We start from the raw sequence: 16,066 nt of genomic DNA, 5'->3' as shown, positions 1-16,066 counted from the left end.
TGCTCTTCCGATCTGGCAGTGATGCCGGTGGCTCAATCCGTATCCCCTGTGCCTTTACCGGCACCTTCGGTATCAAGCCCACTTTCGGCTACGTGCCGCAATGGCCGGCCAGCGCCATGACCGTGCTGTCGCACCTCGGGCCAATGACCCGGACTGTCGACGACGCAGTGCTGATGCTCGACTGCGTAGCCCGCCCGGATGCCCGCGACGGGCTGGCCGGGGCACCGCGGCAGGCACCATGGCTGGGCGAGGGCCAGGACCTCAGCGGTTTGCGCATCGCCTACAGCGCCGACTTCGGCTACGTGCAGGTCGACCCGCAGGTTCAGGCACTGGTCGCGCAAGCAGTGCAACGCCTGGCCCGGCTGGGGGCGCAGGTGGAGGAAGTCGACCCGGGCTTTGCCGACCCGTTGGAGACCTTCAACACCCTGTGGTTCGCCGGCGCGGCGCGGCTGGCCAGTGCCTTTGGCGATGAACAGCGGGCACTGCTCGACCCAGGGCTGCGCGGAATTGCCGAACAAGGGGCGCGGGTTGGCCTGAGCGAGTACACCCAGGCGCTGGAAGCACGAGCTGAGCTGATTGCGCGGATGAATGCCTTTCACCAGCGCTACGACGTGCTGGTGTCACCGATGCTGCCGAGGGTGGCGTTCGAGGCAGGGCATGATGTGCCGCCGGGGTCGGGGATGGCGCAGTGGATGGAATGGACGCCGTTCAGCTACCCGTTCAACTTGACCCAGCAACCGGCGGCCTCGGTGCCGTGCGGGTTTACCCGCGAAGGGTTGCCAGTGGGGTTGCAGGTGGTCGCCGGGCGGTTTGCCGATGAGCAGGTGCTGCGGGTGTGCAAGGTGTATGAGCAGCACTATCCGAGCCGGCATTTGCAGGCGCCGATAGTGGCGTGAAGGCTGAATGATCCCGCCCCTGTAGGAGCGGCCTTGCGTCGCGAAAGGCCCGCAACGCGGGCCCGGCAATCTCAGCCCAAACGCCCCGCCGGCGCATACGGCGCCGGATCAATGATCGGCGCCCCCCCCGTCAGCAAGTCAGTAAACAACTGGCACGAAGCCGGCGCCAGCACCAACCCATTACGATAATGCCCGCAGTTCAACCACAACCCGTCATGCCCCGGCACCGGCCCAATATACGGGATGCCTTCAGGCGACCCCGGCCGCAGCCCCGCCCAGTGCCCTACCACCGTGGCATCCTTGAGCTGCGGCAACAGCTCTAGCGCCGAGGCCTTGAGGCTGGCCAGTGCTTCCTCGGTCGGGGTCTTGTCGTAGCCGGCATGCTCCAGCGTGCTGCCCACCAGAATATGCCCGTCACGGCGCGGGATCGCATAGCGCCCCTTGGCCAGCACCATGCTCGGCAAGAAGTCCTCGGCGCACTTGAACAGAATCATCTGCCCCTTCACCGGCGCCACCGGCAGCTCAAGGCCAAGCGTGCGCAGCAGGTCGCCACTCCAGGCGCCAGCACTGAGCACCACGTCATCGGCCTGCAGCACACCGTCCGCCGTCTGCACGCCAGTCACGCGCCCAGCGTCCTGAACAAAGCCGGTGATCTGGCAGTGCTCGCGCAAGGTCACGTTGGGCAATGCCAGCAATGCAGCCTTCAGCGACTTGACCAGCCGCGGGTTACGCACGTTGGCCACGCCCGCCATGTAGATGGCGTGCTTGAAGCCCGGGCCCAGTATCGGCACCGCGTCATAGGCCGCCGAAATATCCACGGCACTCAGTGGCCGCCCCTCGCGTGCCGCCCAGGCCAGCGCTTCGGCCTCGTCGTCCAGGTCGAGCCAGTACAAGCCGGTAGTGTGGACTTCTGGGTCAATACCCGTGCTGGCGAACAGGTGCTCGCCCAGCTGTGGGTAGAAGTCCTGCGACCAATGCGCGAGGGCGGTCACTGCCGGGCTGTAGCGCCAAGGGTACAGCGGCGAGACGATGCCGCCGCCTGCCCAGGACGACTCTCGCCCGACCTCGCCCTGGTCACACACCACCACCTGCCCGACGTGCGCCGCCAGGTTGAACGCCGTCAGCAGGCCGATAACCCCGCCACCGACCACCACTACTTGCTTGCTCATCTGTCGATCCAAACACCTGAAGTAAAACCGCGATGCACCGGGCACCATTCATGCTTCAGCTTCCCCAGCACTGCTCGCTGCTGTCCAGGCTGCCCAGGTTGCTGTGCATGCCAACATGATCGAGCTGAAAGTCACCGCAGCGGTCCTGCGCCATCAGCCCATGCGGCAGCCTGCGGGCGAGCAACAAGAAGGTGTCGCTTTCGCGCTGGGCGTGCAGGCTGTAGTAACGGTTGCCGCTGGGCAGTGCCGGGTCGCCTTCGGCGTATTGGCCGGTGCGAACGCGATGGCGCTCCAGGCGCATGGCGGCATCCTGCAGCAGACCGACCACTTCGCTGCGTGCGGCGCGCCGAAGCTGCTCGCTGTAACTGGGGTAGGCAATGGCTGCCAGAATGCCGGTCATGGCCACGACAATCAACAACTCGATCAGGCTCAGGCCTTGCTGCATGTCAGGGTTCCCTCAATCGTTGTCGCCAAAGGAGGCGCCGCGCTTCTTCGCCTGACAGCGCATACACCGCTTCCAGTACATGCCGCGACCGGGCTTGCCGGCTGACGGCGGTCACCCTGAACAAGGTGGCCTGCTGGCCCTCGGGCAGGTGCGCGGCACGGTCACTTTGGCCAAGGTTCTGCACCTGGAAGAAGCCGCTTGCGGTGCCCTGCCAGTTGCCCTGCAAGTCATGCGGCCGAGGTGGTGGCTGGCAGGCCTGGCACGCCGGGGGCGGTGACAGTTGTAGCTGGGCGGCACCTGCCAGCAATGCCTGCTCGGCTTGCTCGAGTGCCTCGAAACCGTCACGCCACAAGCCAGCCATGCGGGTCTCCACCAGCGCATCGCGCAGGGCCGAGGCCGCAAGCAAGCCAAGCAGCAAGCTCAGCACCAGTGCCAACAGCAACACCACACCGCGCTGGCGCGTCATGGGCCGGCCAGCGGATTGCGCAGCGCCACGCTCAAGGCATGCTGCTGCTCGATACCCAGGGTGGGCTCGAACAGCGTCAGGTGCACATCCACCCGCCCACCTTGCGGCGCCTCGACAAACGCCACACGCATCTCACGCACATGGTCGACCAGCGGCTGGCTAGCCCCTCGCCGCCGGAACCGCAAGGTCGTGCCATCCAGCACATAGAGGTACTGGCTTATGGGGATTGCCAAAGGGTGCTGGCTGCCATCAACTCGCCCGCTGTGCACGTGAGCCTCGTCGATGCAGTTGGTCAGCAGCGTCCAGTCCGGGGCACCGGTGTGCCCGGGCAGCTCGGCCACTACCAGGCTCAGGCTGTTCGCGCCCACCTGCAGGGGCTGGGCGAAGGCTTGAAGCGCTAGCGAGTCGGTAAAGTCGTCGGGCTGCAGGCGCAGGCAGCCGAACATGCCGGCCATGCGAATGTCCTGGGCCATGCGTTGCAATGCCAGGCGGGCATCAGCCTGCAAGCGTGCGGACGCGCCCTGCAGGCGCCAAGTGTCATGGGCAGACACGAACAATTGGCTGGCCGCTGCCAGCAGCAGCAAACCGATGGCGAGTGCCAGCACCCCCTCGATCAAACCGAAGCCGCCTTGTGTGCGGCTCATGGCTGCGCCTTCGGCTCGCCTGCGGCCCTGGCCCGTTCCTGCCGGGTGTGCGCCAACAAGGCGGCCTGCGCGTCGTGCCGCGCGCTGTCGGTTGCCTGCAATGCGCGCACCTGCAAGGCGCCAGCGGCAAACATGCCCACCGCCACCACCACCATGGCCAGTAATACCTCGAGCAGCGTCATGCCCCCTTCCATCGCTCGCATCCCTGCGCCCCCTGCGACTTTTCCTGCAACTGATTACTCACTGGGCGACTGGATCAATTGCCCGGCGACCTTGAAGCTGAAGCGAAGCACTTCCAGGGAGAAATGCACGGTGCGGCAACAGGGTGCAACACTGATACAAATGATGTTGGCGCTGGCCATGGCGGCCGTTCTGATACAACTGGGGATGCCGGCCTACCGCGACCTCTCCGACGACTTACACAGGGCAGCCGCAGCGCGCGACCTGGCGCAAGCATTGCGCAGCGCGCGCAGCCACGCGTTGCTGCAAGGCCAGGCGGTGCTGGTGCTGCCGTTGGAAAGTGATTGGGGCAAGGGCTGGCGCGTGGTGCTAGCGCACAATCAGCAGGCACTTCGTGAGCAGCGTCTGTTACGGCCTCTGAGGATTGTCGCGAATACCGCAGAGCAGGTGAAGTTCAGCGCACTGGGCGTGCCGCAGGGGCGCAACGCCAACTTGCTGGGTGGCACCTTGCACATATGCCAGCCTGGCGCAGCGGCCAGCCAGTACCGGGTGGTACTGGCGACCAGCGGCAGGGTCAGCCTGCGCACAGATGAACTAAGTGAGCCCTTGTGCGCAGGCTCCTGATCAGATCAGCGAGCGAACCCGCAGCTCTTTGGGCATGGAGAACGTGATGTTCTCCTCGCGCCCATCCAGCTCTTCTGCGCCGGTGGCGCCCCAGGCCTTGAGCTGCTCGATCACACCGCGCACCAGCACTTCAGGGGCCGAAGCACCCGCTGTGATGCCGATGCGGGCTGCGTCATCGAACCAGGCACGTTGCAGGTCCTCGGCACCGTCGATCAGATAGGCCGGGGTGCTCATGCGCTCGGCCAGCTCACGCAGGCGGTTGGAGTTGGAGCTGTTCGGGCTACCAACCACCAGCACCACGTCACACTCACCGGCCAGTTGCTTGACCGCATCCTGGCGGTTCTGGGTGGCGTAGCAGATGTCGTCCTTGCGCGGCCCACCGATGTTCGGGAAGCGCGCACGCAGGGCGTCGATGACACGGCTGGTGTCATCCATCGACAGCGTGGTCTGGGTGACGAAGGCCAGGTGGTCCGGGTCGCGCACCTGCAGCTTGGCGACATCGTCCTCGTCTTCGACAAGGTAGATGGCACCGCCGTTGCTGGCGTCGTATTGCCCCATGGTGCCTTCGACTTCCGGGTGCCCCTCGTGGCCGATGAGAATGCACTCACGGCCGTCGCGGCTGTACTTGGCGACTTCGATATGCACCTTGGTCACCAACGGGCAGGTGGCGTCGAACACCTTCAGGCCACGCCCAGCGGCTTCCTGGCGCACGGCCTGGGAAACACCATGGGCACTGAAGATGACGATGACGTCATCCGGCACCTGGTCCAGCTCTTCGACGAAGATGGCACCGCGGTTACGCAGGTCTTCGACCACGAACTTGTTGTGCACCACTTCATGGCGCACGTAGATCGGCGGGCCGAAGACTTCCAGGGCACGGTTGACGATCTCGATCGCCCGGTCGACCCCCGCGCAAAAACCGCGAGGGTTGGCGAGTTTGATTTGCATGCTCGGCTCCAGGCTTACAAGGCCTTCACGTCGAGGATCTGCACCTCGAAGCTCAGGGTCTTGCCAGCCAGTGGGTGATTGAAGTCGATGGTCACCTGCGCGTCATCGAAGGCTTTGACCACGCCCGGCAGCTCGGCGTTTGCGGCGTCGTTGAAGATCACCAGCAGGCCTTCGGACAACTCCATGTCGGTGAACTGCGAACGCGGCATGATTTGCACATTCTGCGGGTTCGGCTGGCCGAAGGCGTTTTCCGGGGCCACGGTGACGGTGCGCTTGTCGCCGGCCTTGAAGCCGAACAGCGCGGCTTCGAAACCTGGCAGCAGGTTGCCGTCACCCACCTTGAACACGGCAGGCGACTTGTCGAACGTGCTGTCGACGGTGTCGCCGTTTTCCAGGTGCAGTGCGAAGTGCAGGGTGACTTCGGTATTCTGGCCGATACGGGTGTCAGTCATGGACCGGATCCTCGGACTTCTTGCTCTTGAACATATCCAGCGCCAGCATCACCGCGCCAACGGTGATGGCGCTGTCGGCCACGTTGAAGGCCGGGAAGTAATGGCGGTTTTGCCAGTGCACCAGGATGAAGTCGACCACATGGCCCAGGACGACGCGGTCGTACAGGTTGCCAATGGCGCCACCCAGCACCAGCGCCAGCGCCACGGCCAGCCAGGTTTCGTTGCGCCCCAGGCGCTTGAGCCACACCACCAGTACGGCACTGACCACTACGGCGATCAGGGCGAACAGCCAGCGCTGCCAGCCAGCGCCATCAGCGAGGAAGCTGAAAGCGGCGCCGGTGTTGTAGGCCAAGGTCCAGCTGAAGTAGTCAGGGATGACCACAATCTGCTGGTACATGGTCAGAGCGTTGTTGAAATACAGCTTGGTGGCCTGGTCGAGGACCAGGACCAGCAAGCTCAGCCAAAGCCATGCAAGGCGCCCGAAGCGCCCCACTGCCGGGTTAGGCATAGTGACGCACCTCGCCCGAACCGGTCAGGTTATCAACGCAACGGCTGCAGATTTCCGGGTGCTCCGGGTGGCTGCCGACGTCGGCGCGGAAGTGCCAGCAACGGCCGCACTTGGCATGGCCGGACTTGACCACTTTCAGCTTGAGGCCTTCGACTTCGGTAGCCACGGCGTCAGCCGGTGCCTGCACGAACGGCACTACGCTCGCAGCCGAGGTGATCAGCACGAAGCGCAGCTCGTCGCCCAGCTTGCTCAGGTCGGCGCTCAGGCCTTCGTCGGCGTACAGGGTGACTTCGGCCTGCAGGTTGCCGCCGATGACCTTGGCAGTACGCTGGTTTTCCAGCTCCTTGTTGACCGACGCCTTGACCGCCATGACGCGATCCCAATAGGCACGGTCCAGCTCGGTGCCTTCCGGCAACTCGCTCAGGCCCTGGTACCAGCCGTTGAGCATCACCGACTCGTTGCGCTCGCCCGGCAGGTACTGCCAGATTTCGTCAGCGGTGAAGGCCAGGATGGGTGCGATCCAGCGCACCAGCGCCTCGCTGATGTGGTACAGCGCCGACTGGCACGAACGACGGGCGACACTGTTGGCGCCGGTGGTGTACTGGCGGTCCTTGATGATGTCGAGGTAGAAGCCACCCAGCTCCTGCACGCAGAAGTTGTGGATCTTCGAGTAGACGTTCCAGAAACGGTACTCGCTGTAGTGCTCTTCCAGCTCGCGCTGCAGCAGCAGCGTCCGGTCCACTGCCCAACGGTCCAGGGCCAGCATGTCCTCGGGGGCCAGCAGGTCGCGGGCCGGGTCGAAGCCCGACAGGTTGGAAAGCAGGAAGCGCGCGGTGTTGCGGATACGCCGGTAGGCGTCGGCGCTGCGCTGCAGGATCTGCTCGGAAACCGCCATCTCACCGGAGTAGTCGGTGGCCGAAACCCACAGGCGCAGGATGTCGGCACCCAGGGTGTTGTTGACCTTCTCCGGCTCGATGGTGTTGCCCAGCGACTTGGACATCTTGCGGCCGTTTTCGTCCACGGTGAAGCCGTGGGTCAGCAGCTCGCGGTACGGCGCGTGGTTGTCGATGGCGCAACCGGTCAGCAACGAGGAGTGGAACCAGCCACGGTGCTGGTCGGACCCTTCCAGGTACAGGTCGGCGACCGGGCCGGTGGCGTGGCCGATGTCGTGCGAACCCCGCAGCACGTGCCAGTGGGTGGTGCCAGAGTCGAACCACACGTCCAGGGTGTCGGTGATCTTGTCGTACTGGCCGGCTTCGTCACCGAGCAGTTCGGCGGCGTCCAGCTTGAACCAGGCCTCGATGCCCTCTTGCTCGACGCGCTTGGCCACGGCTTCCATCAGCTCGACGGTGCGCGGGTGCAGCTCGCCGGTCTGCTTGTGCAGGAAGAACGGGATCGGCACACCCCAGTTGCGCTGACGCGAGATGCACCAGTCCGGGCGGTTGGCGATCATCGAGTGCAGGCGCGCCTGGCCCCAGGCCGGGACGAACTTGGTTTCTTCGATGGCCTTGAGCGCGCGCTCACGCAACGGCTCGCCGGTGCTTGGCTGCTTGTCCATGCCGACGAACCACTGCGCGGTGGCGCGGTAGATCAGCGGGGTCTTGTGGCGCCAGCAGTGCATGTAGCTGTGGCTGATGGTTTCGGTGTGCATCAGCGCGCCGACTTCGCTCAGCTTCTCGACGATGGCCGGGTTGGCCTTCCAGATGAACTGGCCGCCGAAGAAGTCCAGCGACTCGACGTACACGCCATTGCTCTGCACCGGCGTGAGGATGTCGTCGTTGACCATGCCGTAGCGCTTGCAGGTGACGAAGTCGTCTTCACCGTAGGCGGGCGCGGAGTGAACCACACCGGTACCGGCGCCCAGCTCGACGTAGTCGGCCAGGTAGATCGGCGACAGGCGGTCGTAGAACGGGTGACGGAAGTTGACCAGCTCCAGGGCCGAACCCTGGGCGGTGGCGATGACCGAGCCTTCCAGGTTGTAACGCTTGAGGCACGCCTCGACCAGCTCTTCGGCCAGTACCAGCAGGCGCTCGCCGGTGTCGACCAGGGCGTACTTGAACTCCGGGTGGATGTTCAGCGCCTGGTTGGCCGGGATGGTCCACGGGGTGGTGGTCCAGATCACGATGGCGGCGGGCTTGGCCAGCGAGGCCAGGCCAAAGGCGGCGGCCAGCTTGTCGGCATCGGCGGCTGGGAAGGCCACGTCGATGGTCTGGGATTTCTTGTCGGCGTATTCGACCTCGGCTTCGGCCAGTGCCGAACCGCAATCGAAGCACCAGTTCACAGGCTTGAGGCCCTTGAACACGAAGCCTTGCTTGACCATTTCGGCCAGGGCACGGATTTCACCGGCCTCGTTGGCGAAGTTCATGGTCTTGTAGGGGTTGTCCCAGTCGCCCAGCACACCCAGGCGGATGAACTCGGTCTTCTGCCCTTCGATCTGCTCGGCGGCGTACTCACGGCACAGTTCACGGGTGCGGTCGGCAGACAGGTGCTTGCCGTGGGTGACCTCGACCTTGTGTTCGATCGGCAGGCCATGGCAGTCCCAGCCCGGCACGTAGGGCGCATCGAAGCCCGCCAGGGTCTTGGAACGGACGATCATGTCCTTGAGGATCTTGTTCAGCGCATGACCGATGTGGATCTTGCCGTTGGCATAGGGCGGGCCGTCGTGCAGGACGAACTTCGGACGATCCTTGCCAATTTCGCGCAGCTTCTGGTACAGGCCAATGCTGTCCCAGCGCTGCAGAATCTGCGGTTCGCGCTGAGGCAGGCCGGCCTTCATCGGGAAGGCGGTGTCCGGAAGGTTTAGCGTGGCTTTGTAGTCGGTCATTTCAGGCTCTTCGTTAGCGGTTGAGCGTGCCAATGTGCACGTGCGGCGGCGATGTCCGCGTCGATCGCCGACTTCAGCGCCTCAAGGGAGGCGAATCGCTGCTCTTCACGCAGCTTGTGGTGGAACTCCACCGTCAGACGCCGGCCATACAGGTCGCCGGCATAATCCAGAAGATGAATCTCCAGGTGCGGGCGCCCATCACCGGCAACGGTGGGGCGCACGCCGATATTGCCGACACCCGGCCAGGCCTTGCCGTCGATTTCGATGCTGGCCAGGTAAACCCCGGACAGCGGCACGCGGCGGCGCTTGAGCTGGATGTTGGCGGTGGGCGTGCCGAGTTGGCGCGCCAGTTTCTGGCCGTGCAGGACCCGGCCAGTGATGCGGTACGGGCGGCCCAGCAGGTGCTCGGCCAACTCGAAGTTACCTTCGGCCAGGGCCTTGCGCACTTCGGTGCTGCTGACCCGCAGGCCGTCCTGGATTACGGTGTTGGCGGCTTCGACGGTAAACCCGTACTTGTCGCCCGCCTCGACCAGGAAGGCGAAATCGCCCGCGCGGTCGCAGCCGAAACGGAAGTCGTCGCCCACTTCGAGGTGACGAACGCCCAGGCCGTCGACCAGGATGGCCTTGACGAATTCATCGGCGCTGAGTTTGCTCAGGCGCTGATTGAACGCCAGGCACAACACCCGGTCGATGCCTTCGGCAGCCAGCAGCTCGATTTTGTCGCGCAGCCGCGCCAAGCGCGCCGGCGCGGTATCGGGGGCAAAGTATTCGCGCGGCTGTGGCTCGAAGATCACCACGCAGGACGGCAGGCCAAGTGCTTGGCCACGCTCGCGCAAACGCGCCAGGATAGCCTGGTGGCCGCGGTGAACCCCGTCGAAGTTGCCAATGGTGGCGACACAGCCCCGGTGCTCGGGGCGCAGGTTGTGAAGACCTCGAACCAGCTGCATAACGCGCTTCTTGCTCATAAAGTGGCCGATTATAACCACACCCGGGCGCCGGTGACAGGCAGCAGCGCCCGGGGGTGACGTGGAATGCGAAAAACCGACGCCTGACGTGCGCTTGGCTTCAGTGCAGGGCCTTGCGGGCGAAATGCCGAGGCCGGAAGCCGCACAGGTACAGGCAGCCGAAATACGTGACGATACCTGCCAGGATCAACGCCCCGAGACGCACGAAGCGCTCGAGCATGCCACCCTGCTCCCAGGCCGGCATATAGTGCATGCCCGCCAGCAATACCGCCGACATCAATGTCACTGCCAACACCAGTTTGAACAGGAACCTGGTCCACCCGGGTTGCGGTTCGAACAGCCCTTGGCTGCGCAGCTTCCAGAACAGCAGGCCGGCATTCAGGCAGGCCCCGAGGCTGATCGCCAGGGCCAGCCCGGCATGTGCCAGCGGGCCGACCAGGGCCAGGTTCAACAATTGGGTGCAGACCAGCGTAAACACCGCGATCTTCACCGGCGTGCGGATATTCTGCTGCGCATAGAAGCCGGGTGCCAGTACCTTGACCAGAATGATCGCCAACAGGCCCACAGAATAGGCGACCAGGGCGCGCTGGGTCATGGCCGCATCGAACGCGCTGAACTTGCCGTACTGGAACAGCGCCACGGTCAGCGGCTCGGCGAGGATGGCCATGGCCAGGGTGCAGGGCAATACCAGCAAAAAGCACAGGCGCAGGCCCCAGTCGAGGATACGTGAGTACTCTTCGCGGTCTTTATTAGCGTAAGTCTTGGCCAGGGTAGGCAGCAGGATGGTGCCCAACGCCACGCCCAGCACGCCGGACGGCAGCTCCATGAGCCGATCGGCGTAGTACATCCACGACACCGAGCCGGCCACCAGGAACGAGGCGAAGATGGTGTTGATGATCAGCGATATCTGGCTGACCGAGACCCCGAGAATCGCCGGCAGCATCTGCTTGAGCACGCGCCATACACCCGTGTCGCGCAGGTTCAGGCGGGGCAGCACGAGCATGCCGATCTTCTTCAGCGCCGGCAGTTGATACACCAGCTGGGCCAGGCCGCCCGCCAGTACACCCCAGCCCAACGCCATGATCGGCGGGTCGAAATACGGCGTTAGTACCACGGCGAAAAAGATCATCGCCACGTTCAGCAAGGTCGGGGTAAACGCCGGGACCGAGAAGCGGTTCCAGGTATTGAGGATCGCACCCGCCAGGGACGACAGCGATATCAGCAATATATAAGGAAACGTCACCCGCAACAGGTCGGTGGTGAGTGCGTATTTTTCGGCACTGTCGACGAACCCTGGCGCGGTCGCCCACACCACCCAAGGCGCGGCAAGGATGCCAACGACGGTGACCAGTGCCAGGACCAGGGTCAGCAGACCGCTGACATAGGCAATGAAGGTACGGGTCGCCTCATCGCCCTGCTGGGTCTTGTACTCGGCCAGAATGGGCACAAAAGCTTGCGAGAACGCACCTTCGGCAAAGATCCGTCGCAGCAGGTTGGGCAACTTGAAGGCGATGAAAAAGGCATCAGTGGCGATGCCGGCACCAAATACACGCGCCAGGATGGTGTCGCGCACAAAGCCCAATACCCTGGAAATCATGGTGATCGAGCTGACCGCAGCCAGAGATTTCAGCAAATTCATCGAAAAGATTCACGTCAGAGACAGAGGACGCTGCAGAGAGCGTTCGAATGTGCGATACTCCCGCGCCTTCGCAGGGGAGCCAAAATTCCCGAGTTTACAGGTCGCGCAGCAGAAAGGAATCTTTCCCTCTTGTTGGCGCACCGCTCGGCGGAACCTTGCAGGTGGCCTTGACATCCGTTCGACTGATCGGCATGATTCGCGGCCTATTTTGTTTGCTATTTACCTAAAGTCTTTCGAGGAGCTCGACGGTGGCCAACACACCTTCCGCCAAGAAACGTGCAAAACAGGCTGAGAAGCGTCGCAGCCACAACGCCAGCCTGCGTTCCATGGTCCGCACCTACATCAAGAATGTAGTTAAAGCCATCGACGCAAAAGACGCTGAAAAAGCGCAAGCCGCTTACGTTCTGGCTGTACCAGTAATCGACCGTATGGCCGATAAAGGTATCATCCACAAGAACAAAGCTGCTCGCCACAAAGGCCGTCTGAATGGCCACATCAAGGCGCTGAAAGAAGCTGCAGCTGCCTAAGCGACATGCTTGTCAAAAAACCGACCCTAGGGTCGGTTTTTTGTTGCCTGCGATTTAACTGTTTACCCGCGCGCTTCTAGCAGGAGCGCCCTTGCCGGGGCGCCCCTCCTGTTGAATCACTTGGCGATCGGGATCTTCGGCGCCCACTGCAGCCACTGATCCTCTGCCTTGTCGAACAGGGCAAAGGTCTGCTGCGGCCGCGCCGGGTTGCCCATCTGCTCGCCATCCGGCGTGGCAAAGGCAATACCGCCATCGATAAGCGTCTCCAGCGATTCGGTACGCACCGTGGCTCCCTTGAACAGCCCCCAATCGAAACCAAACCCGCTGCTGTTCCAGAAGCGGCTGCCACTGCGCACCAAGGCGGCATAGCGCGGCTCGATAAGGATATGTATCAGCACGCGGTCGGCACTCTGGCCCAGCTCGAAGCCTGTCACCTTGCCTACCGCGACCTCACGATAAGTAACCGGCACACCCGGCTTGATCGAGCCGCGCCGCGGGGCGCTGAGCGTCAACGGCAGGCCAACTTCCGGCCCTGCAACCTGCGGGGCATCGGCCAGGGCAATGAAGTCGCGCTGGGAGCCCTTGTCCTTGGCCGCCGGCTGCACTTCCAGGTACTGCCCACCAATCAAGGTGTCGAGGTTTTCGGTGCGCACCAGGCCCAATGCAGGCTTGACCACCCAGAATTGCGTACCGACGCGTGCAATACGCTCTGCAGCTTCGGTAATGCGTGCCCGCAAAATCACGGCCTGCAAGTCTGCAGTCAGGTCGACACTTTCGATGCTGCCGACGTCCAGGCCACGGAAGCGAATCGGCGTCCCTGGCTTCAAGCCGTCGGCTCGGTCCACACGAATGGTGATCAATGTACCCGCCCGGTTAACCGCCTCCTGGCTCTCATGCAGCCGGAAGCGCGGGATATGGCGCTTGAGCACCACATCGGGCCTTGGCGTGTCGAAGGCGATACCACCCGCCATGAGCGTCTGCAGTGACTCGCTTTTGATCTTGATGCCCGACAGACCACCGGTCAGGGTAATGCCACTGACATTCCAGAAGCGCGACGAGCCGTTCACCAGCTTCTCGTACTCCTTCTCTATATGCACACCGATCAGGATGCGGTTGCTGTTACGCGCAAACTGGTAGCTCTGCACGCTGCCCACCTTCACCTGGCGGTACATCACCGGGCTACCGATTTCCAGCGAGCCCAGGGTATCGGCGAACAGCACCATGTGCAGGCCCGGCGCCTTCAGATCAAGCGGCGGCGCCTTGGGCCGTGCCTCGAACTCCCGCAGCGGCTTGTCGCCCTTCTCCCCGGGGCGAATGGCAATGTAGTTACCTTTTACCAAGGCCTCCAGGCCGGTAATGCCCGCCAGCGAGATGGACGGCTTGACCACCCAGAACTGCGTACCTTCGACCAGGTAGTCCTCGGTGAGTGGGTCGAGGGTCAGCTCGGCCATGGCGCTGCCCAGGTTGTCTTCCATCTTCAGCGCTTTCAGCGAGCCGACCTGGATCCCCTTGTACATCACCGGCGTGCGACCGGCCTGCAGGCCTTCGTAGTCACTCAGCTTGACCTTGATGCGGATACCGGCCTGGGCTGCATCGAAGTCTTCATACAGGCGAAACGGCAGGCTGGGGTCGGTTGGCGGGCTGTCCTTGCGGTATTCCGGCGTCGCAAAGGCAATACCGCCGGCGACGATGCTCGACAGCGACTCGCTGCGCACCTTCACGCCCGACAGGCTGGCATCGATACTGATACCGCTGGCATTCCAGAAACGCGTGTGTTTGCGCACCAGGCTGGCGTAGGCCGGCTGGATAAACACTTTGATCTCTACAGTGTCCTGGTCATCGGAAAGCCGGTAACTCTTCACCCGGCCGACCTGGATCTGCTTGTAGAACACCGGGCTGTCGCGATTGAGCGAACCCAGCCGTTCGGCCTTGAGCGTCAGGTGCAAGCCCGGCTCACTGTCAGACAAGGGCGGCGCCGTAGACAAGGCCTTGAAGCGCTTGGCCTTCTCCCCTTCGCCAGGGCTGACGGCGATGTAGTTACCCGAGACCAGGGTTTCCAGGCCGGAAATACCCGCCAGGCTGACGCTTGGCTTGACCAGCCAGAAGCGCGTCCCGGCAGTCAGGTGCGGCTCGGCTGCCTTGTTCATTTCAATGGTGGCAATCACACCCTGGTTGGCACCCTTGGCATCCAGCACCAACGCCGTCACCTTGCCGACAGGCATGCCCTTGTAGATGACTTCGGTCTTGTTGGCGACGATCCCTTCACCCGTGGTAAAGCGAACCTCGATTTCTACACCCGCATCACGGTAGGCCTGCCATGCCAGCCAGCCCCCGATCATCAACGCGATCAGCGGCAGGATCCAGATGGCCGACCAGTTCGAAGCTGGGCGGGTTTTTGCCGTAGGCAGGTCACTCATGGTCGTCATCCGACTCCGTGTTATCCCAAATCAGTCGGGGATCGAAAGTTAAAGCAGCAAGCATCGTCAGAATCACCACACTGGCGAAGGCGACAGCGCCCAGGTTGGCTTCGACACTGGCTATTCGCCCGAAATTCACCACCGCCACCAGGATGGCGATGACGAAGATATCGAGCATGGACCAGCGCCCAATGAATTCGATAAAGCGGTACATCAGGATCCGTTGGCGCGCCGAAAGCGGCTGGCGGCGCTGAACCGAGTACAGCAACAAGCCAATACCCACCAGTTTGAAGGTAGGTACCAGAATACTGGCGATGAACACCACGGCAGCGATGGGCACCATGCCGTGCTTGAGCAGGGTAATGACGCCGGACATGATGGTATCGGGGCTACCCTGGCCAAGGGTGCTGACAGTCATGATCGGCAACAGGTTGGCAGGGATATAGAGAATGGAGGCCGCAATCAGCAACGCCCAGGTACGCACGATGCTGTTCGGCCGACGGCCATGCACAATGGCCCCACAGCGCGTACACGTCTGCGAGGCGCTGTCGGCCTCCTGCCTGTTCAATTGGTGACACTCATTGCAGACCAGGATGCCTGCATCAATCGCCCGCATGGAGATCCTCCCCCGAAAGCGCACTCCAGATCTGATGCGGTGACATCACCACTTCGAGCCATACCTGAATCAACAGCAGGCTGATAAAACAGAACAGCCCCAACCCCACGGTCAGTTCAGCCAGGTCCACCAGTTTGACGATCGCAACCAGCACGCCCATGAAGTAGACCTCGAGCATGCCCCAGTCGCGCAAGTGGTGATAGATGCGGTAGAACAACAGGCCATAGCTGCGGCCTACATCCAGCCGAATGCTCAGCAGTACCGCCAACTGGCACAGCAGCTTTGCCAAAGGAATGGCCATGCTGCACAGGAAGACCACCACGGCCACGCCGCGCATTTGTGAATTGTACAGGCCCACTACCCCGCTCCAGACCGTGTCGTCCGAAGTCTGGCCAAGCAGGTGCAGCTGCATGATCGGCAGAAAGTTGGCTGGCACGAAAAGCAGTAATGCCGTCAGTACCAGGGCCAGGCTGCGGTTGACCACATTGTGCCGGTGGGCGTAAAGCTCATAACCGCAGCGCGGGCACAGGGCTTTTTCATCGTGCTGCAGCACTGGCTTGCGCAGCAACAGGTCGCATTCGTGACAAGCAACGAGTTCGTCCAGCGGCAAGTGGGCCAGTGCTTCGGGTTCGACAGGGTTGGGCATATCGAGCTTCTGAAAGGATGCGTGGGCTCTATTCTAGTGATCTGGCTCGAAATGTGGGAGGCAACTATTGACCGGTTTGAGCCCGGTTTTTGTGCGAGAC

At 63.0% G+C, this 16,066-nt stretch carries 17 protein-coding genes; 3 read left to right on the top strand and 14 right to left on the bottom strand.

Features of this window, described 5'->3' with window-relative positions; genetic code table 11:
- On the top strand, positions 1 to 896 hold an 896-nt coding region (locus NP534_RS19970), incomplete at its 5' end, for an amidase family protein (protein WP_274099838.1).
- 71 nt (positions 897 to 967) lie between these two features.
- Here the strand turns inward: NP534_RS19970 and thiO are convergent.
- From thiO to NP534_RS19945, 5 genes are read right to left on the bottom strand one after another with little or no spacing between them, the layout of a single operon-like run.
- Positions 968 to 2,065: a glycine oxidase ThiO gene (gene thiO, locus NP534_RS19965; RefSeq protein ID WP_274099837.1), complete on the bottom strand. Its 1,098-nt coding sequence runs from the start codon at positions 2,063 to 2,065 to the stop codon at positions 968 to 970.
- Positions 2,066 to 2,120: 55 nt separating this feature from the next.
- Entirely contained in the window at positions 2,121 to 2,510 is a 390-nt protein-coding gene (locus NP534_RS19960) for a type IV pilin protein (protein WP_274099836.1), read from the bottom strand.
- 1 nt (position 2,511) lies between these two features.
- Positions 2,512 to 2,976: a hypothetical protein gene (locus NP534_RS19955; RefSeq protein ID WP_274099835.1), complete on the bottom strand. Its 465-nt coding sequence runs from the start codon at positions 2,974 to 2,976 to the stop codon at positions 2,512 to 2,514.
- On the bottom strand, positions 2,973 to 3,620 hold the full coding sequence (locus tag NP534_RS19950) for a PilW family protein (RefSeq protein ID WP_274099834.1): 648 nt from the start codon (positions 3,618 to 3,620) through the stop codon (positions 2,973 to 2,975). The genes NP534_RS19955 and NP534_RS19950 overlap by 4 nt, the downstream gene beginning before the upstream one ends.
- A complete protein-coding gene (locus tag NP534_RS19945) occupies positions 3,617 to 3,823 on the bottom strand; it encodes a prepilin-type N-terminal cleavage/methylation domain-containing protein (RefSeq protein WP_033701457.1) in 207 nt (68 codons plus the stop codon). Before NP534_RS19945 ends, NP534_RS19950 begins: the two co-directional genes overlap by 4 nt.
- Positions 3,824 to 3,932: 109 nt before the next feature.
- Here NP534_RS19945 and NP534_RS19940 point away from each other — a divergent pair, with 109 nt between their 5' ends.
- Positions 3,933 to 4,424, top strand: coding sequence for a GspH/FimT family pseudopilin (locus NP534_RS19940; RefSeq protein ID WP_274099833.1), 492 nt, complete (start codon positions 3,933 to 3,935; stop codon positions 4,422 to 4,424).
- On the opposite strand, the gene ispH is transcribed toward NP534_RS19940, so the two are convergent.
- The 6 genes from ispH to murJ all read right to left on the bottom strand — a co-directional run bounded on the left by ispH (position 4,425) and on the right by murJ (position 11,760).
- The gene (ispH, locus tag NP534_RS19935; protein ID WP_274099832.1) at positions 4,425 to 5,372 is read right to left on the bottom strand and encodes a 4-hydroxy-3-methylbut-2-enyl diphosphate reductase; all 948 of its coding nucleotides are present in this window, start codon (positions 5,370 to 5,372) and stop codon (positions 4,425 to 4,427) included.
- Between the two features lie 14 nt (positions 5,373 to 5,386).
- The gene (gene fkpB / locus NP534_RS19930; protein WP_033701461.1) at positions 5,387 to 5,824 is read right to left on the bottom strand and encodes an FKBP-type peptidyl-prolyl cis-trans isomerase; all 438 of its coding nucleotides are present in this window, start codon (positions 5,822 to 5,824) and stop codon (positions 5,387 to 5,389) included.
- Positions 5,817 to 6,332, bottom strand: coding sequence for a signal peptidase II (lspA, locus tag NP534_RS19925; RefSeq protein WP_019473244.1), 516 nt, complete (start codon positions 6,330 to 6,332; stop codon positions 5,817 to 5,819). The genes fkpB and lspA overlap by 8 nt, the downstream gene beginning before the upstream one ends.
- On the bottom strand, positions 6,325 to 9,156 hold the full coding sequence (gene ileS / locus NP534_RS19920; RefSeq protein WP_156310587.1) for an isoleucine--tRNA ligase: 2,832 nt from the start codon (positions 9,154 to 9,156) through the stop codon (positions 6,325 to 6,327). Before ileS ends, lspA begins: the two co-directional genes overlap by 8 nt.
- Positions 9,153 to 10,103: a bifunctional riboflavin kinase/FAD synthetase gene (ribF, locus tag NP534_RS19915; protein WP_274099831.1), complete on the bottom strand. Its 951-nt coding sequence runs from the start codon at positions 10,101 to 10,103 to the stop codon at positions 9,153 to 9,155. The genes ileS and ribF overlap by 4 nt, the downstream gene beginning before the upstream one ends.
- A gap of 118 nt (positions 10,104 to 10,221) precedes the next feature.
- Positions 10,222 to 11,760, bottom strand: coding sequence for a murein biosynthesis integral membrane protein MurJ (gene murJ, locus NP534_RS19910; RefSeq protein WP_274099830.1), 1,539 nt, complete (start codon positions 11,758 to 11,760; stop codon positions 10,222 to 10,224).
- 248 nt (positions 11,761 to 12,008) lie between these two features.
- Here murJ and rpsT point away from each other — a divergent pair, with 248 nt between their 5' ends.
- A complete protein-coding gene (gene rpsT / locus NP534_RS19905; RefSeq protein ID WP_003247625.1) occupies positions 12,009 to 12,287 on the top strand; it encodes a 30S ribosomal protein S20 in 279 nt (92 codons plus the stop codon).
- A 116-nt stretch (positions 12,288 to 12,403) separates the two neighbouring features.
- Here rpsT and NP534_RS19900 read toward each other — a convergent pair whose 3' ends face one another.
- Genes NP534_RS19900 through NP534_RS19890 form a run of 3 tightly spaced genes read right to left on the bottom strand, consistent with a single transcriptional unit; the run spans position 12,404 to position 15,966 of the window.
- Positions 12,404 to 14,704, bottom strand: coding sequence for a PqiB family protein (locus NP534_RS19900; RefSeq protein ID WP_274099829.1), 2,301 nt, complete (start codon positions 14,702 to 14,704; stop codon positions 12,404 to 12,406).
- Positions 14,697 to 15,320, bottom strand: a complete 624-nt coding sequence (locus NP534_RS19895) for a paraquat-inducible protein A (RefSeq protein ID WP_033701470.1) — start codon at positions 15,318 to 15,320, stop codon at positions 14,697 to 14,699. The genes NP534_RS19900 and NP534_RS19895 overlap by 8 nt, the downstream gene beginning before the upstream one ends.
- On the bottom strand, positions 15,307 to 15,966 hold the full coding sequence (locus NP534_RS19890) for a paraquat-inducible protein A (protein WP_033701471.1): 660 nt from the start codon (positions 15,964 to 15,966) through the stop codon (positions 15,307 to 15,309). Before NP534_RS19890 ends, NP534_RS19895 begins: the two co-directional genes overlap by 14 nt.
- Between the last annotated feature and the right edge of the window lie 100 nt (positions 15,967 to 16,066).

Source organism: Pseudomonas sp. 39004 (assembly GCF_028682155.1).
In the GTDB taxonomy this organism is placed as follows: domain Bacteria; phylum Pseudomonadota; class Gammaproteobacteria; order Pseudomonadales; family Pseudomonadaceae; genus Aquipseudomonas; species Aquipseudomonas capeferrum.
This window is presented reverse-complemented; position numbering and strand designations above follow the sequence as displayed.

What these genes read in the sequence shown, in the direction of transcription:
- NP534_RS19895 (WP_033701470.1), bottom strand. Translation starts at nt 15,320, where the DNA reads ATGCGGGCGATTGATGCAGGCATCCTGGTCTGCAATGAGTGTCACCAA.
- NP534_RS19900 (WP_274099829.1), bottom strand. Translation starts at nt 14,704, where the DNA reads ATGAGTGACCTGCCTACGGCAAAAACCCGCCCAGCTTCGAACTGGTCG.
- NP534_RS19890 (WP_033701471.1), bottom strand. Translation starts at nt 15,966, where the DNA reads ATGCCCAACCCTGTCGAACCCGAAGCACTGGCCCACTTGCCGCTGGAC.
- NP534_RS19950 (WP_274099834.1), bottom strand. Translation starts at nt 3,620, where the DNA reads ATGAGCCGCACACAAGGCGGCTTCGGTTTGATCGAGGGGGTGCTGGCA.
- lspA (WP_019473244.1), bottom strand. Translation starts at nt 6,332, where the DNA reads ATGCCTAACCCGGCAGTGGGGCGCTTCGGGCGCCTTGCATGGCTTTGG.
- ribF (WP_274099831.1), bottom strand. Translation starts at nt 10,103, where the DNA reads ATGCAGCTGGTTCGAGGTCTTCACAACCTGCGCCCCGAGCACCGGGGC.
- murJ (WP_274099830.1), bottom strand. Translation starts at nt 11,760, where the DNA reads ATGAATTTGCTGAAATCTCTGGCTGCGGTCAGCTCGATCACCATGATT.
- NP534_RS19960 (WP_274099836.1), bottom strand. Translation starts at nt 2,510, where the DNA reads ATGCAGCAAGGCCTGAGCCTGATCGAGTTGTTGATTGTCGTGGCCATG.
- NP534_RS19955 (WP_274099835.1), bottom strand. Translation starts at nt 2,976, where the DNA reads ATGACGCGCCAGCGCGGTGTGGTGTTGCTGTTGGCACTGGTGCTGAGC.
- ileS (WP_156310587.1), bottom strand. Translation starts at nt 9,156, where the DNA reads ATGACCGACTACAAAGCCACGCTAAACCTTCCGGACACCGCCTTCCCG.
- ispH (WP_274099832.1), bottom strand. Translation starts at nt 5,372, where the DNA reads ATGCAAATCAAACTCGCCAACCCTCGCGGTTTTTGCGCGGGGGTCGAC.
- thiO (WP_274099837.1), bottom strand. Translation starts at nt 2,065, where the DNA reads ATGAGCAAGCAAGTAGTGGTGGTCGGTGGCGGGGTTATCGGCCTGCTG.
- fkpB (WP_033701461.1), bottom strand. Translation starts at nt 5,824, where the DNA reads ATGACTGACACCCGTATCGGCCAGAATACCGAAGTCACCCTGCACTTC.
- NP534_RS19945 (WP_033701457.1), bottom strand. Translation starts at nt 3,823, where the DNA reads ATGCGAGCGATGGAAGGGGGCATGACGCTGCTCGAGGTATTACTGGCC.